General features: G+C 67.8%; 17 protein-coding genes. 10 read left to right on the forward strand and 7 right to left on the reverse strand.

What is annotated here, in order from left to right; all coding sequences use genetic code 11:
* Positions 1-31: 31 nt before the first annotated feature.
* Genes JOD67_RS21790 through JOD67_RS21800 form a run of 4 tightly spaced genes read right to left on the reverse strand, consistent with a single transcriptional unit; the run spans position 32 to position 1,862 of the window.
* Positions 32-439: an HIT family protein gene (locus tag JOD67_RS21790; RefSeq protein WP_307782495.1), complete on the reverse strand. Its 408-nt coding sequence runs from the start codon at positions 437-439 to the stop codon at positions 32-34.
* Positions 436-1,125 carry a hypothetical protein gene (locus JOD67_RS21795; RefSeq protein ID WP_205119551.1) on the reverse strand — a complete coding sequence of 230 codons (690 nt, stop codon included), beginning with the start codon at positions 1,123-1,125 and terminating at the stop codon, positions 436-438. Before JOD67_RS21795 ends, JOD67_RS21790 begins: the two co-directional genes overlap by 4 nt.
* Positions 1,126-1,148: 23 nt before the next feature.
* A complete protein-coding gene (locus JOD67_RS41280) occupies positions 1,149-1,283 on the reverse strand; it encodes a hypothetical protein (RefSeq protein WP_275577151.1) in 135 nt (44 codons plus the stop codon).
* Between the two features lie 42 nt (positions 1,284-1,325).
* On the reverse strand, positions 1,326-1,862 hold the full coding sequence (locus JOD67_RS21800; RefSeq protein WP_205119552.1) for a hypothetical protein: 537 nt from the start codon (positions 1,860-1,862) through the stop codon (positions 1,326-1,328).
* Between the two features lie 196 nt (positions 1,863-2,058).
* Between JOD67_RS21800 and JOD67_RS21805 the strand changes: the two genes are divergently transcribed.
* The 6 genes from JOD67_RS21805 (at position 2,059) to JOD67_RS21830 (ending at position 10,406) form a co-directional block, all read left to right on the forward strand.
* Positions 2,059-3,315: an ROK family transcriptional regulator gene (locus tag JOD67_RS21805; protein WP_307782496.1), complete on the forward strand. Its 1,257-nt coding sequence runs from the start codon at positions 2,059-2,061 to the stop codon at positions 3,313-3,315.
* A complete protein-coding gene (locus tag JOD67_RS21810; protein WP_205119553.1) occupies positions 3,312-4,598 on the forward strand; it encodes an ABC transporter substrate-binding protein in 1,287 nt (428 codons plus the stop codon). Before JOD67_RS21805 ends, JOD67_RS21810 begins: the two co-directional genes overlap by 4 nt.
* Positions 4,599-4,702: 104 nt before the next feature.
* On the forward strand, positions 4,703-5,590 hold the full coding sequence (locus tag JOD67_RS21815; RefSeq protein ID WP_205119554.1) for a carbohydrate ABC transporter permease: 888 nt from the start codon (positions 4,703-4,705) through the stop codon (positions 5,588-5,590).
* A gap of 1 nt (position 5,591) precedes the next feature.
* The gene (locus JOD67_RS21820) at positions 5,592-6,476 is read left to right on the forward strand and encodes a carbohydrate ABC transporter permease (protein ID WP_205119555.1); all 885 of its coding nucleotides are present in this window, start codon (positions 5,592-5,594) and stop codon (positions 6,474-6,476) included.
* Between the two features lie 267 nt (positions 6,477-6,743).
* Positions 6,744-8,648: a 1-deoxy-D-xylulose-5-phosphate synthase gene (gene dxs, locus JOD67_RS21825; RefSeq protein WP_205119556.1), complete on the forward strand. Its 1,905-nt coding sequence runs from the start codon at positions 6,744-6,746 to the stop codon at positions 8,646-8,648.
* 258 nt (positions 8,649-8,906) lie between these two features.
* Positions 8,907-10,406: an amino acid permease gene (locus tag JOD67_RS21830; protein WP_205119557.1), complete on the forward strand. Its 1,500-nt coding sequence runs from the start codon at positions 8,907-8,909 to the stop codon at positions 10,404-10,406.
* Positions 10,407-10,455: 49 nt separating this feature from the next.
* Here JOD67_RS21830 and JOD67_RS21835 read toward each other — a convergent pair whose 3' ends face one another.
* The 3 genes from JOD67_RS21835 to JOD67_RS21845 form a co-directional block, all read right to left on the reverse strand.
* A complete protein-coding gene (locus JOD67_RS21835; protein ID WP_307782497.1) occupies positions 10,456-12,564 on the reverse strand; it encodes a 3-hydroxyacyl-CoA dehydrogenase NAD-binding domain-containing protein in 2,109 nt (702 codons plus the stop codon).
* Positions 12,561-13,757: a thiolase family protein gene (locus JOD67_RS21840; RefSeq protein ID WP_205119559.1), complete on the reverse strand. Its 1,197-nt coding sequence runs from the start codon at positions 13,755-13,757 to the stop codon at positions 12,561-12,563. Before JOD67_RS21840 ends, JOD67_RS21835 begins: the two co-directional genes overlap by 4 nt.
* Before the next feature lie 266 nt (positions 13,758-14,023).
* Positions 14,024-14,629, reverse strand: coding sequence for a GNAT family N-acetyltransferase (locus JOD67_RS21845; protein ID WP_205119560.1), 606 nt, complete (start codon positions 14,627-14,629; stop codon positions 14,024-14,026).
* Between the two features lie 993 nt (positions 14,630-15,622).
* Between JOD67_RS21845 and map the strand changes: the two genes are divergently transcribed.
* From map to JOD67_RS21865, 4 genes are all read left to right on the forward strand, one after another.
* The gene (gene map, locus JOD67_RS21850) at positions 15,623-16,390 is read left to right on the forward strand and encodes a type I methionyl aminopeptidase (RefSeq protein ID WP_205119561.1); all 768 of its coding nucleotides are present in this window, start codon (positions 15,623-15,625) and stop codon (positions 16,388-16,390) included.
* Positions 16,391-16,477: 87 nt separating this feature from the next.
* Positions 16,478-17,482 carry a LacI family DNA-binding transcriptional regulator gene (locus JOD67_RS21855; protein ID WP_205119562.1) on the forward strand — a complete coding sequence of 335 codons (1,005 nt, stop codon included), beginning with the start codon at positions 16,478-16,480 and terminating at the stop codon, positions 17,480-17,482.
* Between the two features lie 3 nt (positions 17,483-17,485).
* The gene (locus tag JOD67_RS21860; RefSeq protein WP_205119563.1) at positions 17,486-20,221 is read left to right on the forward strand and encodes a discoidin domain-containing protein; all 2,736 of its coding nucleotides are present in this window, start codon (positions 17,486-17,488) and stop codon (positions 20,219-20,221) included.
* Between the two features lie 16 nt (positions 20,222-20,237).
* The gene (locus tag JOD67_RS21865; protein WP_205119564.1) at positions 20,238-23,399 is read left to right on the forward strand and encodes a discoidin domain-containing protein; all 3,162 of its coding nucleotides are present in this window, start codon (positions 20,238-20,240) and stop codon (positions 23,397-23,399) included.
* Positions 23,400-23,401: the final 2 nt, after the last annotated feature.

Genomic DNA, 23,401 nt, shown 5'->3' on the forward strand with positions numbered 1-23,401 from the left:
GGCCGGGCGGAGCAGTCGTGGCGTGGTCGAGCTAAAGCACCTCGCGGAGCCGCTTGGCGTACTCCGCTGCCTCGTCGTCGGAGGCGTACTTCGTCCGCGGCCAGAAGAACCCACGCAACCCGTCGCCTTTCGTGCGCGGAACCACATGGAGATGTAGATGCGGGACGCTCTGGCTGACCTTGTTGTTCAGCGCGACGAACGCGCCCTTCGCGCCGAGGCCTTCCTCGACGGCGACCGCGAGTCGCTGGCCCATCGCGAAGAACGGCTCGAGCTGGTTCGCCGGCAGTTCGGGGAACGTGCCGACGTGCACGCGGGGGATGAGCAGAACGTGACCCTTGAAGACCGGCCGGGTGTCGAGGAACGCGAGCAGGTCGGGTTCGTCGACCACGAACTGGGCGGGAACCTCACCGGCGGCGATCGCACAGAACACACAAGTCACCCGGCCGAGCCTAGCGAGGCGAACGCCGGGTAGATCGGCACCGGCTCCGCAGCGGGGATCCGCCGCGCGAACCATCCAGCGAAGGCACCAAGCCATCCGGCCGTCCTCGCCACCTCGACGAAGTCCGCGATGACAGCATGAATGCGCACCGCGCGGCGCTGATCCTGCTGCTCAGGTCCAGGCAGCTGGACGGCGTGCACGATCGCCCAAGCCCCGCCGGCTGCGGCCATTCCGCGACGGTAGGTGTCATCGTCGATCGGTGCGAGCGCGTCCCGATAGGCGTTCTCCGCAGCGGCGCGAACGTCGACTGGCAAGCGTCCCCATCGATAGCAGCTCGGGAAGGACATGCGCAGGAACGCTCCGTCCAGCAGGCAATGCCGGAAGCCGGCGAGCTCGAAGTCGAAGAATCGCACGCCCTGGTGGGTGATCCGGGAGTTGTACGGACAGGCGTCACCGTTCGACAGGGCGAGGAACGGGCCAGGCTCTTGCAACGCATGCAGCAGCTCCGACACGTCGGCACACCGCATCGCTCGCATCGCCCGCGAGGCTCGTCCAGCCGTCGTCGCGTGCAACTCGCCGAGCGCCCGTGCCCAGGCGAGGAGCCCGTCGGTGGCCGCCGCTTGGTCCGTTCCGCCCAGCAGGTCGTCCAGAGAATCGCCGGGGCCGACGTCCTCCGTCACCTGCACGCCGGCATCCAGGTCGGCGCCGATCAGCCGGACGGGTCGGTCCGCCGCCCGCCCTTGCTGCGGTGGGTGCGGACGATCACGGTCCGAGGAGCGTCGGCCGGTCCGCTGACCATGAGCAGAAGACGGAGGCGCACGGTCGTTCCCACAGCCTCGGACACCAGGGCTTCTGCTGTTGCCAAGGCGCGCATGGGGATCGGGCTTCAGGTGAGCTGCCAACCGGTCGCCGCCAGGACGTCACGCGCGATGTCCGGCACTGGTCGGTCGTCGGTCGGGACGCGAACGGTGTCCGCCGAGACGGACTCCTCGAGCACCCGGGCGCGGGCCATGCTCGTGCGCAAGCCGTCGTCCAGCTCCGAGCCCAGTTCGCGGGCACGTAGGCGGTCGCCGGCGGTGGTGTTGGACGCCGTGAGCAGCACGCGGATCAGGCGTACGTCCGGCCCCAGCGCACGCTCGAACATCGCACCCGCCGCGGGCAGGACGCTCAGGGTGTTGGTGTAGATCAGCCGGCGGTAACCCAGCGCGGCGAAGTTGGACCACACGGCGGTCAGGTTGCGTTCGACCAGCTGGGTCCGTTCCGGATCGCCCGAAGGCGCCGGGTGCACCTGCCCCATGAAGTCGCCCTCGATGATCGCGTGCGGCACTGCGGCCGCCCGCAAGAGGGCTGAGACCTCCCAACCGATCGTGGTCTTGCCGACTCCCGAACGTCCACCGATGAGCAGGGCCTCCGCGCGATCCATGCCTTCGATCCTGCCAGCCGTACGGCCACGGCCCACGTGCGAGGGGGAGGCGCGGTGTTTAGGCCGTGAATCCGGGGGATTCGCTCCGCCGGACACAGACGGTAACTCCGTTCAACAAGTGAACGAGAAAGGCTAGTTCATTTCGTTGTTACCCCAAGTCTTGACGTCAAGTCTCCGACCGAGTTACCTGTGCAGGGTGACCCTCAAGCCCGGCTCCCAGGCATCGCTGCGTGCGGCGAACATCCGCCGGGTATTGGCCGCCGTGCGGTCCCGCGGCGTGCTCAGCCAGGCCGAGATCGCCCGCGTCACCGGGCTCTCACCAGCCTCCGTCTCCAACATCGTGAGACACCTCGGCGAGGCCGGCACGGTCGACGTGTCACCGGGCGTACGCGGCGGCCGCAGGGCCCAGGAGGTACGGATCCGCTCCGAGCAGGGCCTGGTCCTCGGTCTCGACTTCGGCCACCGCCACATCCGGGTCGCGCTCGCCGACCTCCGCTACACCGTGCTCGCCGAGCGCAAGCGCGCCTGCAACGTCGGCGCCTCCGGCAGCGACGCGCTCGACGTCGCGCAGTCCCTGGTCGCCGAGGTCCTCGAAGAGGTCGGCGGCACCCACCGCGACGTACGCGCCGCCGGCGTTGGCCTGCCCGCCCCCCTCCCGGTCGACGGAAGGCTCGCGTCCTGGCCGATCCTGCCGGGCTGGGACAGCATCGACCCGCGCGGCGACCTCGGCGAACGGCTCGGCGTGGACGTCTACGCCGACAACGACGCGAACCTCGGCGCGAGGGGTGAGCTGGTCTTCGGCGCGGGTCGCGGCATCGCGAACCTCGCGTACGTCAAGGCGGCCACCGGCCTCGGCGCCGGCCTCGTCGTCGACGGACGGATCTACCACGGGTACGCCGGCAGCGCGGGCGAGATAGGGCATCTCACGATCGACGAGACCGGCCCGATCTGCTCCTGCGGCAACCGCGGCTGCCTCGAGACGCTGGTCGGCGGCCCGTTCCTGCTCGAGCTGATCCGCCACAGCCACCCGCACCTGCGTACGGTCGAGGACCTGGTGCAAGCCGCGGTTGACGGCGACGGTGGCTGCCGCCGCGTGCTCGCCGACGCGGCCCGCCACATCGGCTTCGTCGCCGCGAACCTGTGCAACGTCGTCAACCCGGAGCGGGTCGTCGTCGGGGGAGACCTCGCCGCGGCCGGCGAGGTGTTGCTGGAGCCGCTGCGCGCCGCCATGCCGCGGTACGCGGTCATCTCCGTGGCGGAGACGCCGGTCGTCGCCGCCGAGACAGGAGACCGCGCCGAGGTGCTGGGCGCGCTCGTCCTGGCCGCTGAGCAGGTGGACCTGCTGGGCGAACAGGCGGAGGAACGTTGGGACGGCGTGGGGACCCCTGCGCCGACAGCGGTAGCGCAGGCTGGGTCAGCCCTGCGGCAAAGAGAGGACGCACGATGGGGATGAGTAAACGCCTGATCGGCGCCGTCGCGGCGATCGGGTTGCTGGCCGTGGCCGGCTGTGGGAACGGAGGGGACACCAACGGCAGCGGCAGTGGCGACAGCGGAGGCGGCAAGTCCGAGGTCGAGGTGTTCTCCTGGTGGACCGGTGGCGGCGAGGCCAAGGGCCTCGAGGCCATGGTGAAGGACTTCGGCAAGAAGCAGCCCGACATCGCGTTCAAGAACGCCGCGGTCGCGGGTGGATCGGGAACGAACGCGAAGGCGATCCTGGAGAGCCGGCTGCAGTCCAACGACCCGCCGGACTCGTTCCAGGGCCACGCGGGCGCTGAGCTGCAGGACTACATCAAGGCCGGGCGCCTCGAGGACCTGAACTCGTTCTACGACGAGCAGGGCCTGCGCGACACGTTCCCGGAGCAGCTCGTCGAGCAGATCACGTTCGAGGGCAAGATCTACTCCGTCCCCGTGAACATCCACCGGTCGAACGTGCTCTGGTACAACCCGGCCGTGCTGACGGAGGCGGGCATCACCGCTCCCGCGACGACGGTCGAGGAGTTCATCACGCAGCTCAAGACCATCAAGGAGAAGACCGGCAAGATCCCGATCTCGCTGGGCGCGCAGTGGACCGCTGACCACCTGCTGGAGAGCGTGCTGCTCGGCGACCTCGGCACCGACGGCTACAACGCGCTGTGGGCCAAGGGCGGCGACTGGGCGAGCGCGGACGTGACGAAGGCCCTGGACCACTTCAAGCAGATCGTCGAGATGGCCAACACCGAGGCCGCGTCGACGGACTGGCAGGCCGCCGCGAAGAACGTCGTGGACGGCAAGGCCGCGTACGTCATCATGGGCGACTGGGCCGACGGCTACTTCCGCGAGCTCGGCAAGAAGCCGGACGTCGACTACAGGTGGGCCGCCTCGCCTGGTACGGACGGCACCTACATGTGGCTGTCCGACAGCTTCACGCTCCCGAAGGGTGCCCCGCACAAGGACGCCGCGATCGAGTGGCTGAAGGAGTGCGCGAGCAAGGAGGGCCAGGACCTGTTCAACCCGGCCAAGGGCTCGATCCCGGCGCGCAAGGACGCGGATGTCTCGCTGTACAAGGACTATCTGGCCTGGGCGCTCGAGGAGTGGAAGAGCAACGACCTGGCCGGCTCGTTCTGGCACGGTGTGACCGCGAACAACAAGTGGCACACCGACATCGACACCGCGGTCGGCCTGTTCCTGCAGAGCAAGGACGTCGGCAAGTTCCAGACGTCGTTGGTCGACGCCGCGAAGAACGGCGGACAGGTCTGATCTAGACCTAGCGCGGGCGGGGTCGCCGGACGAGCAGTAGCCGGCGACCCCGCTCGGCATGATTCGACCATGTCCACAAGCATTTCGAGGGGAGTTGCGTCGGCGTGCGTCGGCTTCGCAACTGGCTGCCTGGCCTGCTGCTGATCTCACCGTCGATCATCCTGATCGCGGTCTTCGTGTACGGCCTGATGGGCTGGAACTTCCAGCTCGCGATGACCGACAAGCACTCCGAGGTGTCGGAGGGCAACTTCGTCGGGCTGGACAACTTCGTTCAGCTGTGGGGCGAGGAACGCTGGAACCTCTCGGTCAGACACCTCGTGCTGTTCACCGTGGTGTTCGTCGTCGGGACGTTGATCCTCGGCTGGTTCCTCGCGCTGCTCATGGACAAGGGCATCAAGGGCGAGGGCGGCTTCCGCGCGATCTACCTGTTCCCGATGGCGATCTCGTTCATCGCGACCGGCATCGTCTGGCGCTGGCTGATGAACCCCGCGCCACCAGAACGCGCGGTCGGGCTCAACGCGCTGTTCCAGGATCTCGGTCTCGGCTTCCTGGCGAACGAGTGGTGGCAGGACCAACAGACCGGCATGGCCGCCATGGCGATTCCGGCCATCTGGCAGATGGGCGGCTACGTCATGGCGCTGTTCCTCGCCGGTTTCCGGGGTGTGTCGGAGGACATCCGGGAAGCCGCGCGGGTCGACGGCGCCGCGGAGTGGAAGGTCTACTGGTACGTCGTTCTGCCGCAGCTGCGACCGGTCGCGCTGTCGGCGCTCATCATCCTCGGGCACATCTCGTTGAAGGTGTTCGACCTCATCGTCGCGATGTCCGGCAAGCAGATCATCACCGACGTTCCCGCCGTCTACATGTGGCAGATGGTGTTCGACGCGCACGATCCGGCGAAGGGCGCGACGATCGCGTCGTACCTGTTGCTGTTCATCGCCGTGTTCATCATCCCGTACCTCATCTGGACCGTTCGTAGTGAGAGGCGGGGCTGACATGACCACGACCGTCGAAACCCTGCAGCGCAAGCCCGTTCGGCAGAACGCGCCGTCCGGCGCGCCGGTGCGCGCCACCGTGGCACGGGTTGTCAAGTTCGCCTTGCTGCTGTTCTTCGTGCTGGTGTTCCTGATTCCGGTCTACGTGCTGCTCGCGACGAGCTTCAAGCCGCTGGCCGAGGCCGACCCGAGTACGGCGTGGATGCTGCCGGCGAACTGGACGTTCGAGGCCTGGAAGGTCGCGTGGGAGCAGCTGTCCCCGGCGTTGTGGAACTCGGTGAAGGTCGCCGTTCCAGGGTCGCTGATCTCCGCTCTGCTCGGCTCGATGAACGGCTTCGTGCTGTCGAAGTGGCGCTTCCCGTACGCCGACCTGGTGTTCACCGCGTTCCTGTTCGGCATGTTCATCCCGTACCAGGCGGTGATGATCCCGCTGGTGCAGCTGATGGGGTCGATCAACCTGATCGGCGGGATCCCGGGCCTGGTGTTCGCGCACGTGGTGTACGGCATCCCGATCTGTACGTTGATCTTCCGGAACTACTTCGTGACGATCCCGGACGAGCTGATCGAAGCCGCCCGCGTCGACGGCGCCGGGATGCTGCGGACGTTCTTCTCCGTCGTGTTGCCGAACTCCGCCCCGGCGTTCGCGGTCGTCATCATCTGGCAGTTCACCTCGATGTGGAACGACTTCCTGTTCGCGGTGTTCCTCACCGGCCCGGACTCGTGGCCGACGACCGTACGGCTGAACAACATCGCGGGCTCGATGGTCGTGCCGTACAGCCAACAGATGGCCGCGGCGATTCTCGCGTCCATACCGACGTTACTGGTCTACATCCTGCTCGGCCGCTTCTTCATGCGCGGCCTGATGGCTGGGGCTCTGAAGGGCTAGCGAGCGTCGTCGTGCTGGAACGTGTGTGGAACGACACAGCGAGCTATCTCGCTGTGTCGTTCCTGTGACGACGCTGAGGAAGGTTTGACCTGCTGTTCCCGCAGGCTGTAGTTGACAGCAAGCAAGGAGTGAGCGACACGCTGTCAAGACACGCTGACGTGGGGAACTTCACCGTGCCGCGGCGCATCTCTCACCGTATAGGCAGGGCAATCTAGACTCAGGGTTCACACAGCGTTAGAGCCAACGCTGAAGCAAGGAGGGATCAGCATGAGCATGCTCGAGAAGATCCGGGGACCGAGAGACCTTGACGATCTGACCGAGCGGGAGCTGGTCGCCTTGGCGCGCGAGATTCGCGACGTGCTGATCGAGACGGTTTCGCGTACGGGCGGTCACCTCGGGCCGAACCTGGGCATGGTGGAGATCACCCTTGCGATGCACCGCGTCTTCGACTCGCCGCACGACCGGATCCTCTTCGACGTCGGACACCAGGCCTACGTTCACAAACTGCTCACCGGCCGCTACGAACGCTTCAGCGAGCTTCGTCAGGAGGGTGGCCTGTCCGGCTACCCCAGCCGCGCCGAGTCCGAGCACGACCTGATCGAGAACTCGCACGCCTCGGCGGCGCTGTCGTACGCCGACGGGCTGGCCAAGGCGTACGAGCTGCGCGGCGAGAAGCGGATGGTCGTCACCGTGATCGGTGACGGCGCGCTCACGGGCGGTATGGCCTGGGAGGCGCTGAACAACATCGCCGCGGCCAAGAACCGGCCGATGGTGATCATCGTCAACGACAACGGCCGCTCCTACACGCGCACCGTAGGCGGCTTCGCCGAGCACCTGAACGCGCTGCGGACCAACCCGAAGTACGAACGTGTGCTCGAACTCGTCCGCGCCTCGCTGACGCGTACGCCGCTGGTCGGCAACCCGCTGTTCGAGGTGCTGCACGGCCTCAAGCGCGGGCTGAAGGACATCCTCGCGCCGCAGGGTCTGTTCGAGGACCTCGGCATGAAGTACATCGGCCCGGTCGACGGGCACGACGAGGCGGCGATCGAACACGCGCTCGAACTCGCGAAGCGGTTCGGCGGCCCGGTCATCGTGCACTGCGTGACGAAGAAGGGCTACGGGTACGAGGTCGCCGAGCGCGACGAGCAGGACCACCTGCACCAGATCCGCAGCGACCAGACCGGCACCTGGACGGCGGCGTTCAGCGAGGCGCTGGTGGAGCTCGGCGCCGAACGTTCCGATCTCGTCGCGATCACCGCGGCGATGAAGGACCCGACCGGGCTGGGTCCGTTCGCCACGAAGTTCCCCGAGCGGTTCTTCGACGTGGGCATCGCCGAGCAGCACGCGGTGACGTCGGCGGCGGGGCTCGCGATGGGCGGGATGCACCCGGTGGTGGCGATCTACGCGACGTTCATGAACCGCGCGTTCGACCAGCTGCTGATGGACGTGGCGCTGCACAAGTGCGGGGTGACGTTCGTGCTCGACCGTTCCGGCATCACCGGCGAGGACGGGGCCAGCCACAACGGCATGTGGGACCTGTCGATCTTCCAGGTCGTCCCCGGTCTGCGGATCGCCGCGCCGCGCGACGGTGAGCGCCTGCGTGAGCTGCTGCGCGAGGCGGTCGAGGTGAACGACGCGCCGACGATGCTGCGGTGGTCCAAGGGCAAGGCGGAGGCAGAGATCCCGGCGATCGACCGCGTCGGCGGCTGCGACGTGCTCGTCCGGTCGGGCGAGCACGACGTGCTGCTCGTCGCCGTCGGCGCGATGGTGCCGACCTGCGTCGAGGTCGCCTCGCGGCTGGAGGGCCAGGGGATCGGCGCGACCGTCGTCGACCCGCGCTGGATCAAGCCGGTGGACGCCGAGCTGGTGGAGCTCGCGCGCAAGTACCGCCTGGTCGTGTCCGTCGAGGACAACGGCCGCGTCGGCGGCGCCGGCGCCGCGCTCGGTGTCGCCCTCTGCGACGAGGGCGTCGACACGCCGATGCACGTGGTGGGTATCCCGCAGGAGTTCCTGTCGCACGCGAAGCGCCCCAAGCTGATGGCGCAGCTGGGACTGGGTGCGCAGGACGTGGCGCGCGACATCGTCGAACGGGTCGCGCTGCTGGACGACGAGCTGCTCGACCCGACGCCCGAGCTGGAGACGGCGCCGCTGCAGAACGAGTCGCATCCCTAGCCGCTCGTTCGCTTTGGATGAAGGGCACCTTCATCCAACCCGCCACGCTCGCCGAGGTGTCGCTGTCCCGCATCTTGACATTGCCCACGGAAGGGGCGTTCCCCGGCAAAATGGCGCGGTTGTTGCGGCGACGAAGACCTCACGCACAGCATCTGATCGGTCGCGGACTCGACATGTGGGCCTGCCTGGGAGCAAGCTGATCTTGGTGACACGGATCTGCCAGGTAGCGCCTCGGGCAATGCGACAAGGGGGTCGGCCATGAGTCTGTTGCGGACCAAACCGGTAGAGAAGGCGATCGCGGACACCGACGAACCAGAACACAGGCTGAAGAAGAACCTCGGCGCGCTCGACCTCACCGTGTTCGGTGTCGGCGTCACGATCGGCGGCGGGCTGTTCGTTCTCACCGGTGTCGCGGCCGCGGACTACGCCGGCCCGGCGGTCGCGCTGTCGTTCGTCATCGCTGCTGTTGTCTGCGGTCTCGCCGCGCTGTGCTACGCGGAGTTCGCCTCGACGGTCCCGGTCGCAGGCTCGGCGTACACGTTCTCCTACGCCACGATGGGTGAGCTCATCGCGTGGATGATCGGCTGGGACCTGATCCTCGAGTTCTTCGTCGCGGCCGCGGCGGTCGCCGGTGGCTGGTCGGGCTACCTGCAGAACGTGCTGCAGGGCACGCCCCTGGAGATCCCGACGGCGGTGGCGAACACGACCGAAGGGTTCATGAATCTCCCAGCGGGCTTGCTGATTCTGGCCCTGACCGCAGTGCTGGTGCTCGGCATCAAGTTGTCCAGCCGGATCAACCAGGTCGCGGTCGCCATCAAGGTTGGCGTCGCGCTGATGTTCGTGCTCGTCGGCATCTTCTTCGTGAAGGCCGCGAACCTCAGCCCGTTCATCCCACCCGCGGAGCCGACCCCGCCGAGCGAGGCCACGGGCCTCACCCAGCCGCTCATCCAGGCCGTCTTCGGCATGGAGCCAGGGGCGTTCGGATGGGCCGGCATCTTCGCCGGCGCCGCGGTCGTTTTCTTCGCGTTCATCGGCTTCGACGTCCTGGCCACGACGGCCGAGGAGACCCGCGATCCGCAACGGAACATGCCGATCGGCATCATCGGAGCGCTGGCCATCTGCACGGCGATGTACGTCGCGGTGACGCTCGTTCTGACCGGCATGCAGGACTACAAGCAGATCGACAGCAACGACCCCGCCCCGCTGGCGACCGCGTTGACGAACATCGGTCAACCCGGCCTTGCCAAGATCCTCGCCATCGGCGCGGCCTGCGGAATCATCGTCGTGGTGATGATCCTGCTGATCGGCCAGACCCGCGTCGGCTTCGCGATGGCGCGCGACGGGCTGCTGCCGCCCGCACTGGCGAAGGTGCATCCGAAGTACCGCACGCCGTACGTCATCACGATCATCGTCGGCATCGGCGCGGCGATCTTGGCGACGTTCACCTCGATCGGCGTGCTCGCCGAGTTGGTGAACGTGGGCACGCTCGCGGCGTTCATCCTCGTGAGCATCGGCGTGATCGTGCTGCGGCGTACGCGGCCCGATCTGCCGCGGTCGTTCCGCACGCCGTGGGTCCCGGTGCTGCCGATCGTCTCGGCGCTGGCGTGCTTCTACCTGATGCTGAATCTCGCGATCGAGACCTGGATCCGCTTCCTGGTATGGATGGCCGTCGGCTTCGTCATCTACTTCCTCTACGGCCGCCGGCACTCCCGCCTCGGCCAGGGCCAGGCGCCTGTCTCCACACCGCCTGCCAAATAACGAGAAACGGCCCCGGACGATACCGTCTGGGGCCGTTCTCACAGGTCGACTATGCGGGCAGACTCGCCATACCCACGGGCAGGAACCTCTTGCCGGTCACCTTCTCGGAGATGCCGCTGCGGTCCAGGTACGGCGTGACGCCGCCGAGGTGGAAGGGCCAGCCGGCACCCAGGATCAGGGCGGTGTCGACGTCCTGGGCCTCCGCCACGACGCCGTCGTCGAGGATGCGGCGGACCTCGTCGGCGATGGCGGCCAACGCCCGCTCGCGTACCTCCTCGGCCGTCGACGCCTTGTCGCCCTGCACCAGCAGCGCGCGGGTCTCGTCATCGAGGTACGGCTCGCCCTTCTCGTTCCACGACCACACGCCGGGCTTCTTCGCGTCGACCAACCGCTGCAGGTTCTCCGACACGTAGTAGCGCTCCGGGAACGCCGCATGCAGCGTCTCCGCCACGTGCTGCGCCACCGCGGGACCCACCAGCTGCAGCAGGACGAACGGCGACATCGGCAGCCCCAACGGGAGCAGCGCCTGGTCCGCGACCTCCGGGGGAGTGCCCTCGTCCATGCACTGGGTCACCTCGCCCATGAACCGCGTCAACACCCGGTTGACGATGAACGCGGGCGCGTCCTCCACCAGGACCGCGGACTTCTTCAGCTCCCGCGCCACCGCGAACGCCGTTGCCAGCGTCTCGTCCGACGTCGACGGCCCGCGCACGATCTCCAACAGGGGCAGGATCGCCACGGGGTTGAAGAAGTGGAAGCCGACGACCCGTTCCGGGTGTTCCAGCACCGACGCCATCTCGGCCACCGACAGCGAGGAGGTGTTGGTCGCGAGGATGCACTCCGGCGAGATGATCTTCTCCAGCTCGCCGAACACCTGCTGCTTGACCGACATCTCCTCGAACACGGCCTCGATCACGAAGTCGCAGTCCGCGTAGACGTTCTTGTCCGTCGACCCGGTCACCAGCGCCTTCAGTCGGTTCGCCAAGTCCGGGTTGACACGGCCCTTCGCGAGCAGCTTGTCGACCTCGGCGTGCACGTACCCCACGCCCTTGGCGACACGTTCGTCGTCCAGGTCGGTGAGGACGACCGGAACGAGCAGCCGCCGCGCGAACAGCAACGCGAGCTGGCTGGCCATCAGCCCGGCGCCGACGACGCCGACCTTCGTCACCTTGCGGGCGAGCGACCGGTCGGGCGCGCCGACCGGCTTCTTCGCCCGCCGCTGCACCAGGTCGAACGCGTACAGGCCCGAACGGAACTCCTCGGTCATCACCAGGTCGGCGAGCGCGTTGTCCTCGGCCGCGAAGCCCTCCTCACGGGTGGACGTCTTGGCCGCCGCGATGACGTCGAGCGCCCGGTACGCCGCCGGAGCGGCGCCCCGTACCTTGTTGTCCGCGAAGAACTTGCCGCGCGCGACCGCCGCATCCCAGGCGTCGCCGCGGTCGATCTCGGGACGCTTGACCTCGATCTTGCCGGTCAGCACCTGAGCGGCCCAGCTCAGCGACTGCTCGAGGTAGTCGGCGCCGTCGAACATCGCGTCCGCGATGCCCAGCGCGAAGACCTCGGGCCCGCGCAGCATCCGGTTGGTGTTCAGCGCGTTCTCGACGATGACCTTCACGGCCTTGTCGGCGCCGATCAGGTTGGGCAGCAGCCACGATCCGCCCCAGCCGGGGAGGATGCCGAGGAAGCACTCGCTGAACGCGACGGCCGGCGCCGTGGTGATGACCGTGCGGTACGTGCAGTTGAGCACGATCTCGAGGCCGCCGCCGATGGCGAGCCCGTTGATGAAGCCGAACGTCGGCTTCGTACCGTCGCCGAGCTTGCCGAACACCTCGTGTCCGTACCGCGCGATCTCGAACGCCTGCTCGCGGCGGGTGACCCGCGGCATACCGGTGATGTCGGCACCGGCGGCGAGGATGAACGGCTTGCCGGTGATCCCGATCGCCTTGACCTCGTCGCGCGCGAGCGCGGTGTCGATCGCCTGCTCGAGCTCGGCCAGCCCCCGTGGGCCGAACGAGTTCGGCCGCGTGTGGTCGAGCCCGTTGTCCAACGTGATCAGCGCCATCCTGCCGGCGCCGTACGGCAACGCGACGTCGCGTGAGTGCGCGTGGGTGACGACCTCGTCGGGGAAGACCTGGTCCGGATCCAGTGTGGCGGTCACTTCGTGCCCTCCCATGCGGGGTTCTCCCAGATGACCGTTCCGCCCATGCCGATGCCGATGCACATCGTGGTGATGCCGTACCGGACGTCGGGGCGGTCCTCGAACTGCCTTGCCAGCTGGAGCATCAGCCGGACGCCGCTCGACGCGAGCGGGTGCCCGACGGCGATCGCGCCGCCGTACGCGTTGATCCGCGGGTCGTCGTCGGCGAGGCCGAAGTGCTCGCAGAACGCCAACACCTGAACGGCGAACGCCTCGTTGATCTCGAATAGACCGATGTCGTCGATCGTCAACCCGGCCTTGCTCAGTGCCTTCTCGGTGGCCGGAACGGGTCCGACACCCATCACCTCGGGCTCGACGCCGACGAACGCGTACGACACCAGCCGCATCTTCGGCGTCAGCCCGAGCTCCAGGGCGACGTCTTCCGCGGCGAGCAGGCAGGCGGTCGCGCCGTCGTTCAGGCCAGCGGAGTTGCCCGCCGTCACGCGGCCGTGCGGGCGGAACGGGGTCTTGAGGCCGGCGAGCGCCTCCTTCGTCGTGCCGGGCCGCGGCGGCTCGTCGGCGGTGGCGAGGCCCCAGCCCTGCTCGACCGAACGGGTGGCGACATTGACCAGGTCGGGCTGGATCTTGCCGTTCGCGTACGCCTTGGCAAGCTTGTCCTGGCTGCCGACCGCGTACGTGTCGGCACGGTCCTTGGTCAGCTCGGGGTAGCGGTCGTGGATGTTCTCCGCGGTGGAGCCCATTACGAGTGCCGACGGGTCGACGAGCTTCTCGGCGATGATGCGCGGGTTGGGGTCGACGCCCTCGCCCATCGGGTGGTGGCCCATATGCTCGACCCCGCCGGCGATCGCGACGTCGTACGCCCCGAACGCGATGCCGGAGGAGATCGTGGTGACCGCGGTCATCGCGCCGGCGCACATCCGGTCGATGGCGAACCCGGGCACGGACTTCGGCAGCCCCGCGAGCAGCGCGGCGGTCCGGCCGATCGTGAGACCCTGGTCGCCAGTCTGCGTCGTCGCCGCGATGGCAACGTCGTCGACGCGCTCCGGTGGAAGCCCCGGATTGCGGCGCAGCAGCTCCCGGATGCACTTGATGACAAGATCGTCGGCGCGGGTCTCGGCATACATGCCGCCCGCCTTGCCGAACGGGGTGCGAACGCCGTCGACGAAGACGACGTCGCGAAGCTCACGGGGCATAGGTGGAGCCCTCCTCACGCAGGGTACGGCGCGTTGCTACAGCCGATGCTACCCGCCGGTAACAATCCTCCGCCACCGACCCACCCTGCCCGGCCGGGGGTTTCGAATGAGGGCGTCCCTGTAGCGATCTATTCGATAGAGGGCGTCCCTCATTCCAAACGTGGCGGTCGGGGGTAGTGCCCAGGCCACGTTTCGGGTCTGCTCCGGCGTCCGATCCGCTGCTGCGGGATGTGGTTGCTGACCCTGCAGGTCGCCTCGTCGGGCCACTAGCGTGTCAGATCCTTGACGAGCCGAACGAGTTCCGCATGTTGAGCTGAGCCTCCTGGATCGGCAGGGACATATCCAAGTCGGGAGTAGAAGTCGCTCACGCTGTGCTCGCCGTAGTTACGTACGAACAGACTCGCTCGCTTCGCCGTAGCCTCTCGCTCGGCAGCGCCCATCAGCGCTGTGCCGACCCCGCGTCCCTGCCAGTCCGGCGCGACAGTCAAGCGGTTGATGTAGAGCGTGTCCTCGACTTGCCTGGTGCGGACTGCGCCAACGATCCGCGCACCAAGGATCGCGACATGAGCCGTACTTGACTGGAGCTCCTGCTCGAGGTCTCGCAGGGTTTGCGTGAGAGCGGGCAGATGGAAATCGTTGTCACGCCGGGCCTCATCGACGAAGGCCGCCCGTTGCAGAGTCAGAATCTCTCCGGCATCAGACTGGACCGCGGATCGCAACTGGATGTGACCTAGCCCAACCACATACCGCAGCCTAGGACCTCCGACGGCCCCTTCATCGAACCTGTGCTCTGGCCGATGTTCTTGCCGCAGCCAGTTAATCCCGGATGGGTCGTCCTGCATCGTGACTTTACCCACCAAGGAGGCGTTCACCACCCCTCCGAGCGCCCTCGGGACGCCCCCTTCATGGGCAAAGATGGGCGCCGGCTACCCGGTTCATGGCACGTGAGAACCGGGCTGGCCGATAGAGGTCGTCCCTCATTCCAAACGTGGCTGGTGGCGGGGGCTGTTTGGGTCGGGGGCACCCTGGTCCGAACCTATGGGACTAGGGCGCCCCTCACCCAACCCTCGGCCACCCGTCCATGATCATGAACGTGATCATGAAGGCAACCCGTCGTATACGACCAGTTCGGCTTCATGATCACGTACATGATCACGGGCATCGGGGCAGCTGTCGGATGGCGGGGCGGCGACGGGACGACCCGGCTTCATCGACACCACGAGAAGCCAGGGGCCAACAAGCGACCGCAACACGGCAGCAAACCCCAGCAAGAAGGAACCTGGCCCGGGCACCCGTTCCCGGGGGAGGGGGCGGCGCGTTAAGAACAGGTGGCCGGGCCGGGGCGAGTCAAGGGTCGAAGATCGCGAAGCGACGTCGTTCGCCGTCCGCGAAGCGCCCTCGAACGGCGCCCTTGACGCGCCCCGGACCGGCCACCAAAATCGACCGCCGCAACAGCCCACGGACAGCACCAACCCCGAGGATGCCTCATCTCGACACCGCGCCCAGAGAGCTCGACAATCCAGGGAGCTTCGCCAAGAGGTCGAGCCAGCCGGCACTCGGAGACGGGACTGCGCAGGTCGAATGGCCGGGGGTGGCGGGGCCGAGTGGCTGAGGTGGCGGGATCGACCGGCCGGGGGCGGCGGGGCCGACCGACCGGTGCGGCGGGGCCGACCGGCCGAGGTGGGCTGATCGAGTGGCTGTGTGGCAGGGCCGGCCGGCCGGCGCGGCGGGGCGGGGCGGTGATGGCGGGCCTCACTCCCAGACCTTGAATGAAGGGCACCTTCATTCAATAGGTTCGAATGAAGGTGCCCTTCATTCAAAACCGTGGCGGCTGGCCGGGGCGAGGGACCGGTATAGTTATACCGGTGATCGAACTGAAGACGCCGGCTGAGATCGGGCGGATGCACGTCACCGGGCAGTTTGTCGGCCAGATCTTGGCCGAGCTCAGGGGGCTCGCCGGCGTGGGCGTGGACCTGATGGACCTCGAGCACCACGTCCGGCGCCGGATCGAGGAGCGTGGGGCGGTCTCGTGCTACTGGGACTACGCGCCCTCATTCGGCAAGGGCCCGTTCCGCAACGTCATCTGCCTCTCGGTGAACGACGCCGTCCTGCACGGCCTGCCGCACAGGTACAAGCTCCGTGACGGCGACGTGCTCAGCATGGATCTGGCCGTGAGCATCGACGGCTGGGTCGCCGACTCCGCGGTCACCACGATCGTCGGCACCCCGGCAGACGAGGACCGACGCCTGGTCACGGCGAGCGAGGAAGCCCTCGAGGCAGCCATCCAGCAAGCACAACCCGGCAACAGGCTCGGCGACATCTCGGCCTCCATCGCCAAGGTTGCCGACGGGTACGGCTACCCGGTCAACACCGAGTTCGGCGGCCACGGGCTCGGGCGCACCATGCACGAGGACCCGCACGTCTCCAATCGTGGCCGCCCTGGCCGCGGCCTGGTCCTCAAGCCTGGCCTGACGATCGCGCTCGAGCCGTGGTTCGCCCGCACCACCGACAAGATCGTGTACGACCAGGACGGCTGGACGATCCGTTCGGCCGACGGTTCGAGGACGACGCACTCCGAGCACACGGTCGCGATCACCGAGAACGGACCGCTCGTCCTCACCCGCGTCCTCTAACTGCCAGAGGCCTTGACGGCCCACCAACAGCGCTCCTACCGTCTGCGGAAACGCTTACGCGCGTAAACGCTTACGCAACGGAGAAGCATGGTCACCGTTCACGACGTCGCCAGGCACGCCGGTGTCTCGATCGCGACCGTCTCGCGCGCCCTGAACGACCGGGAGCGCATCTCCTCAGCGACCCGTGACCGCGTCCTCGAGATCGCCAGAAGCCTCGGGTACCAGCCGAACGACCTCGCCCGCAGTCTCGCCGGGATGGCGACGCAGACCATCGCGCTCCTCCTCCCCGACATCACCAACCCGTTCTTCCCCGAGCTCGTCAAAGGCGTCCAAACAATCGCGGACGAACGAGGACACCTCCTGCTCCTCTGCCACAACGCCGACGACGGGGCGAAGGCGCGGGCCGACATCGCCATGCTCCGCCGCAAGAAGGTCGACGGCATCCTGCTCGTCGCCGGGACGCTCAAGGGCCGCGGCATCGCGGGCGCCACCAGCGACCTCCCGACCGTCGTGCTCGACCGGCGCGTGCCCGGCCTGCGGTCCGACGTGGTCACTGTCGACCATCGTGCCGGCGCGCGCAAGGCGGTCGAGCACCTGCTGGAGCTCGGACATCGAAGGATCGCCCACATCACCGGCCCGCCCGGCATCAGCAGCAGCAAGGAACGCCAAGCGGGCTGGGAGGAAGCTCTCCGAGCGACAGGCATCGAGCCCGACAAGGAGCTGGTCGTCCAGGGCGACTTCCTCGAGGACGGCGGCTACGCCGGCGGACGTGCACTGATCCAGCGCAAGGTCGACTTCACCGCCGCGTTCGCCGCGAACGACATGAGCGCGATCGGTCTGCTCAAGGCCCTCACCGAGGAGGGAAGACAGGTGCCGAACGACGTCAGCGTCGTCGGCTTCGACGGCATTCACCTCGCCGCGTACACCGCGCCCGCGCTGACCACGGTCGCGCAGCCCATCTTCGACCTCGGCAGACGAGCCGCCGAGCTCCTGCTCGACCGCCTCGCGGCAGCCGAACCCGACAAGGAACCTCACACCGTCGTCCTCGAGACCAAGCTGGTCGTCCGGGGCAGCACCAGCCAGAGGAGATGACCCATGCACGGCCGCGCCCGTACGTTGCTTGCGATCCTCGTCTCGGCACTACTCATGACCTCGCTCGTCACCGCCGACTCGTGGGCCGAAGAGCCCACAGCGAAGGGAGTCACCGAGCCCGTGCTCACCGGAACAGCCCGCGCCTCCTCCTCGGCCGACGCCGCCCACGGTCCCGCGGCGGCGATCGACGGCAGCCTCGCCACCTCCTGGCGGGCCGCCCGCAAGAACGACCAGTGGCTGGTGCTCGACCTCGGCCGACCGCACGTCCTCAGCGGCCTCCGGCAGACGTTCGAGAAGCACGACACCTGGAGCTTCAAGGTCTCCGGGTCGCTGGACCGCACGACCTGGGCGACGCTCGCCGACTGGTCGTACGGCATCGCCGGCAAGACGTTCGCCACCAGCGTCTCCGGCGCGTTCCGGTACGTCCGGCTGGACGTCCAAGGCGCGGCCCGCGGATCGATGCCGTCGAGCACGGAGTTCCTCGTCGAGGGATCGGCCACCGAGGTCGAGATCACCAACCCCGGCACGCCGGTGGAGACGAGCAGCGCGGGTGGCGGGTACGCGGGCAGGTTCGCGGTCGACCGGGACACCTCGTCGTTCTGGGGCGCCGGCGCCGGCTCGCTCCCGCAGTGGCTCACCGTCGACCTCGGCAAGGCCCGGACGCTGTCGTCGGTCGAGCAGAACTTCAAGGACTACGGCACCTGGAAGTACACGATCGCCGGGTCGAACGACAACAAGGCGTTCACCACCATCGTCGACCACGAGACCACCCCGATCCGCGGCCAGTCGATCCGCGACCAGGTGCAGGGCACGTATCGCTATGTACGCCTGACGATCCTGAGCACCGAGCACGGCTACTGGGCGGGCAGCACCGGGTTCAAGGTGTTCGCGCCGCTGAAGAACGAGCTGCAGAAGGTCGTCAAACGCGACCTCGCGGAAGGGACGACGGCGACGTCCTCCTCGCTGAGCGTGGGCTTCGAGCCCTGGAACGCGGTCGACTCGCAGCCGTCGACGGCCTGGATCGCCGCCGACAACTCGACCCCGCAGTGGCTGCAGGTCGACCTTGGCAACCTCAGCACGGTCACCGGCATCGAGCAGACTTTCCTCAACCAGGACACGTGGTTCTTCAGCATCGACGGCTCGGCGGACGGGCGTACGTGGAAGCGCCTGCTCGACGAGCGCGACGGAGCGACCGGTCGCACGTTCACAGCGAACGTCAAGGGCAGCTACCGCTACGTCCGGATGATCGTGCCGAAGCGTTCCGCCAACGGGCGCTGGGCGAACAGCCAGCAGCTACGCATCCTCGGCAACGGCTCGCCCGAACGCAACCGGCGCTGGGTCGAGCGCTCGCGGCCGTTCCAGCGGTTCTACGCCAAGCACTACGTCAACAAGTTCAAGGACATCACCGCCGACCTCGACGACCTGCGCGACCAGGGGTACGGCGGCATCGAGATCGCCGCACCGTACAAGGGACCACGTACGCCGTGGGCGGGTCTCGGCGCCACGGACAACTACGCGGTCGACCCGTCGCTCGGCACGATGGCCGACTTCGTGCGGATGGTCGACCGGGCGCACGAGCTCGGCATGAAGGTCGTGATGTTCGGCAACCCCGGGTACGCGAGCCCGGAGGCGCCGTTCTGGATCAAGGCGCAGAAGGAACCGAACAGCGTCGAGCGCAAGTGGTTCGATATCCAGCCGGCGTACGGGCCCGAGGCCTGCAAGGCGGAGGATCGCAGGTACTGGAGCGAGCTCGCGAAGGGCTGCTACTTCTCCTTCTGGACCGACCCGTTCAATCCCGAGAACCACATGCCGGCTTACAACTTCGGCAACCAGGAGTGGCGCGACGAGACCGCGAAGATCCTCAGGTTCTGGATGGACAAGGGGATCGACGGGTTCGGCGCGGACGCGCCGCGCGCATACCTCAACATCAGCACCGAGATCAGCAAGAAGTACCTCACCGGCGTGCTCGACAACTACGACTCGTGGACGTTCCCCGAGGGCCTGCAGCCGGACTGGGGCGGTGGGCGACCGGGCGACCTGCTGAACGGCGTACCCGAGCTGCGCTACAACACGATCCACGACCTGTTCGTGTCCTGGTGGGCCTGCACGACGCAGTGCAGCCGGATCATCCCGGCGATCGAGTCCGGCAACCCGTCGGCGTTGGAGAACACTTTCAAGGAGTCCCGCGACACGATCAACCAGCAGGGCGGGATCACGATGGCGATGCCGAGCTGGGACTCCGATGTCAACGGAGACGGGACGATCGTGCCGGAACGGCTCAAGCCCGCGACCGTGCGGCTGCTGGAGATGGCGACGATCCTCTCGGCCGGCAACCAGTTCTACATGAACAACGGCAACCACCTGTACCTCGCCGACGAGCGGACGATCCCGACGTGGACCGAGGACCAGCAGGCGATGGTCTACAAGCTGCTGCGCGCGCAGGGCGCGACGTCGGCGTTCCAGCCGCGAGGACTGCGGTATCGCGTGCAGACGAACGACGACAACAAGTACTACGCGTTCGTCCGCACCGACAAGGCCGGCGGCGCCAAGGCGCTGGTGGTCCTCAACTTCCAGAACACCGAGCAGACAGTGGACGTCGACGTCGTCAACACCGGCATCGACGCCGACCAGACCCCGCTCGACCTGCTCGCCGGTCAGCCCAGCAACGCGAAGATCGTGAACGGCAAGACACGGATCACCTTGCCAGCTAGGGGATTTGCTCTGCTTTCTGTGCAGTGACCTGAGAGGAGCGACGATGCGCACGTTCCGCGTTCTCGGTTTCACCCTCCCGATCGCCTTGATCGCCACCGTGCTCGTCGCGATGGTCACCGCGGGCCCTGCCGATGCGGTAGGTGTGGCGAACGTGGGGCTGCCTGGAACGCCGCGCGCGTCCTCCTCAGCCGCCGGCGCCGGCCCGGAGCGGGCGTTCGACGGCGACCGCTCGACGGTGTGGACCGCTGGCGGGGCAGGGGAGTCCTGGCTCGAGCTCGACCTGGGCAGCGACCACGCCGTGACGGGCGTGCGGGCGACGTTAGCCAGTCACCGCAAGTGGTCGTTCGTGGCCGAGGGATCGGCCGACCGCTCGACCTGGCTGTCGCTCGCGGACCGTCGCTACGGCCTGTACGGCAGCCAGTTCAGCCTCGACACGACCGGCCGGTATCGCTATGTCCGGTTGAGGATCACGGCGACGGAGGGCAACGTCCCCGCCAGCGTGCGCGAGCTGATGGTCCAGGGGATGCCCGAGGCCAACCTGGCGATCGGGCGTACGGCGACGGCCGACTGCTCGGTGAGCGGCTTCGGTCCGGAGAAGGCGATCGACGGCGACTCCTCGACGCACTGGGTGGCGTGCAACAACGCCCCGCCGCACGAGCTGACCGTCGATCTCGGCGCGGCCCGGCCGTTCACCGCGGTGGAGTACCACGCCAAGGACCAGGCCTGGCTGCAGTTCGCCGTGCTCGGCTCGAACGATCTGAGCGCGTGGACCGAGCTCGGCCGGCACACGCCGCAGGCGCGCACGCCGTTGCAACGCGGTCAGGTGTTCCGCTTCGGCGCGACCTCAACGTTCCGGTACGTCCGGCTGCGGCTGACCGCCTCCGAGTTCGACAACTGGGTCGGTGCCGTCGAGCTCCAGGTGCTCGGCTCGGCCAACCAAGCGGCCGAGCGCGACCTCTCTCTCGGAACGTCGACGAAGGCGTCGTCCGGCTACCAGAACCAGCCGCCGGCCAAGGCCGTCGACGGCAGCTCCGCGACGGCCTGGGTCGCCGACCAGACCCCGCACTGGCAGGCGGAGCATCCCGGCGAACCCCAATGGCTGCAGGTCGACCTGGGCAACGCCGCGAGCGTGACGCGGATCGAGCACAGCTTCGTGAACAGCTCGGGATGGACGTTCACGTTGCAGGCTTCGGCGGACGGCTCATCGTGGACGACGATCGCGTCGGGACCGCGTACGGGCCAGACCTTTAACCATCCGGCCGTTGGCGTCTATCGCTTTGTACGGTTGACGATTCCCGGTTCGTCGACCGGTGGGCACTGGCCGAACGCCCAGTCGCTGAAGGTCTTCGGCAACGGATCGCCGATCACGACCAAGTGGTGGGCCGACCACGGGCCGGTGATGCGCTACTACCCGAAGCAGTACCAGATCCCGTTGACCACGATCACCGCCGGACTGGAGGACCTGAAGCGCAAGGGCTATCAGGCGATTGAGCTCGCCCCGGTGCACGAGGGTCCGCGGACGCCGTTCGCCGGACTCGGCGCCACGAACAACTACGCGATCGACCCGTTGATCGGCACCATGGCCGACTTCGAGAACCTCATCGCGACCGCGCACGCCAAGGGCATGAAGGTGCTCATCTTCGGCAATGCGGGCTACTCCCATCCCGACGCGCCGTTCTTCCGCAAGGCCGAGCGCGAGCAGGGCAGCGTCGAACGGAGGTGGTTCGACTGGAAGGCCGCGCCGAACGGCGCCGCGAGCTGTGACAACAACGGCGGCACGGGCTGGTTCCTCAGCGCCACCGCGGGTCAGTGCTACTGGGTGCAGTGGACCAGCGAGGGCGTCAACCTGCCGGCGTACAACTTCGGCACGCAGGAGTGGCGCGAGGAGAACGCGCGCATCCTCGAGTTCTGGCTGGACAAGGGCATCGACGGCTACGGCGCCGACGCGCCGCGGGTGTACCGCAACATCACCGACGCGATCAGCGACCGCTACATCACCGACGTGCTGAACGCTTACGACATCTGGGCGCTGCCCGAGGGCCTGCAGCCGCACGAGCTGCTGGTCGGCATTCCGCAAATGCACTACAACGTGATCCACGACCTGTCGATCACGCACTGGGGCGGCTCCATCCCGGGCTTCGGCCACAGCCGGATCATCCCGGCCATCGACAGCGGGAACCCGAGCGCGTTGGAGACCGCGTTCAAGCAGAGCAGGGACGAGGTCAACCAGCAGGGTGGCAGCACGTTGACCGCGCCGAGCTGGGAGCTGGACGGCCACCTCGGCACGAAGGTGCCGGCCGACAAGCGACTGCTCGAGATCGCCACGCTGACGACGATGGGCACGCAGTTCTTCCTGCACTACGGCTACCACCTCTACCTGCCGCAGGTGGAGACGATCCCGACCTGGACCGCGCAGCAGCAAGCCGACCTCGACACGATCACCCGGGCGCCGAACGCCACGGCCGCGCTGCAGGCACGCGGTCTGCGGGCTCGCGCGCACACCAACGACGACAGCAAGTTCTACGCGTACAAGCGCACCAGCAAGAACGGCGGAGTCACCTCGCTCGTCGTGATGAACTACCAGAACACCAGGCAGGAGATCACGGTCAACCTGACCGGCCTGGACATCGCGATGGACCAGACGCCGCTCGACCTGGTGACAGGACAACCGGCGCCGGCGATCACCGACCCGTCGTACAAGCTCACGCTCGGGCCGCGCAGGTACGCGATCCTCGACGTCGCGCAGGCGCCGGCTCCGTCCGCTTTGCCCAACGGGGTCTACCGAGTCCGGCCCGAGGTGAGCGCGCCGACGTTCGCGCTGGACGTCCGCGACTGTCAGACCCAGAACGGCGCGGACGTCCGGATCTGGGACTGGATCTCGAGCAGTCCTTGCCAGGACTGGCAGGTGATGAAGGTCGCCGAGCCCGACGTGTACACGATCGCCGACCGCAACACCGGGCAGGTGCTCGACGTCGCCGGCTGCTCCACCGCGGACGGGACGCCGGTCAACCTGTGGCCGTACGAGGGGCGGAACTGTCAACAGTGGCGGATCATCCCGCTCGGCGACAAGGCGTGGCAGGTCGTCGGCGTCGGCAGCGGGAAGGCGCTCGACGTCGCCGGCTGCAACCCCAACCGGGACGCCGAGCTGGTCATCTACCCGTACCACGGTGCCCAGTGCCAGCGCTGGCGCTTCGAGCTCCAGTAGCG

Source organism: Tenggerimyces flavus (assembly GCF_016907715.1).
In the GTDB taxonomy this organism is placed as follows: domain Bacteria; phylum Actinomycetota; class Actinomycetes; order Propionibacteriales; family Actinopolymorphaceae; genus Tenggerimyces; species Tenggerimyces flavus.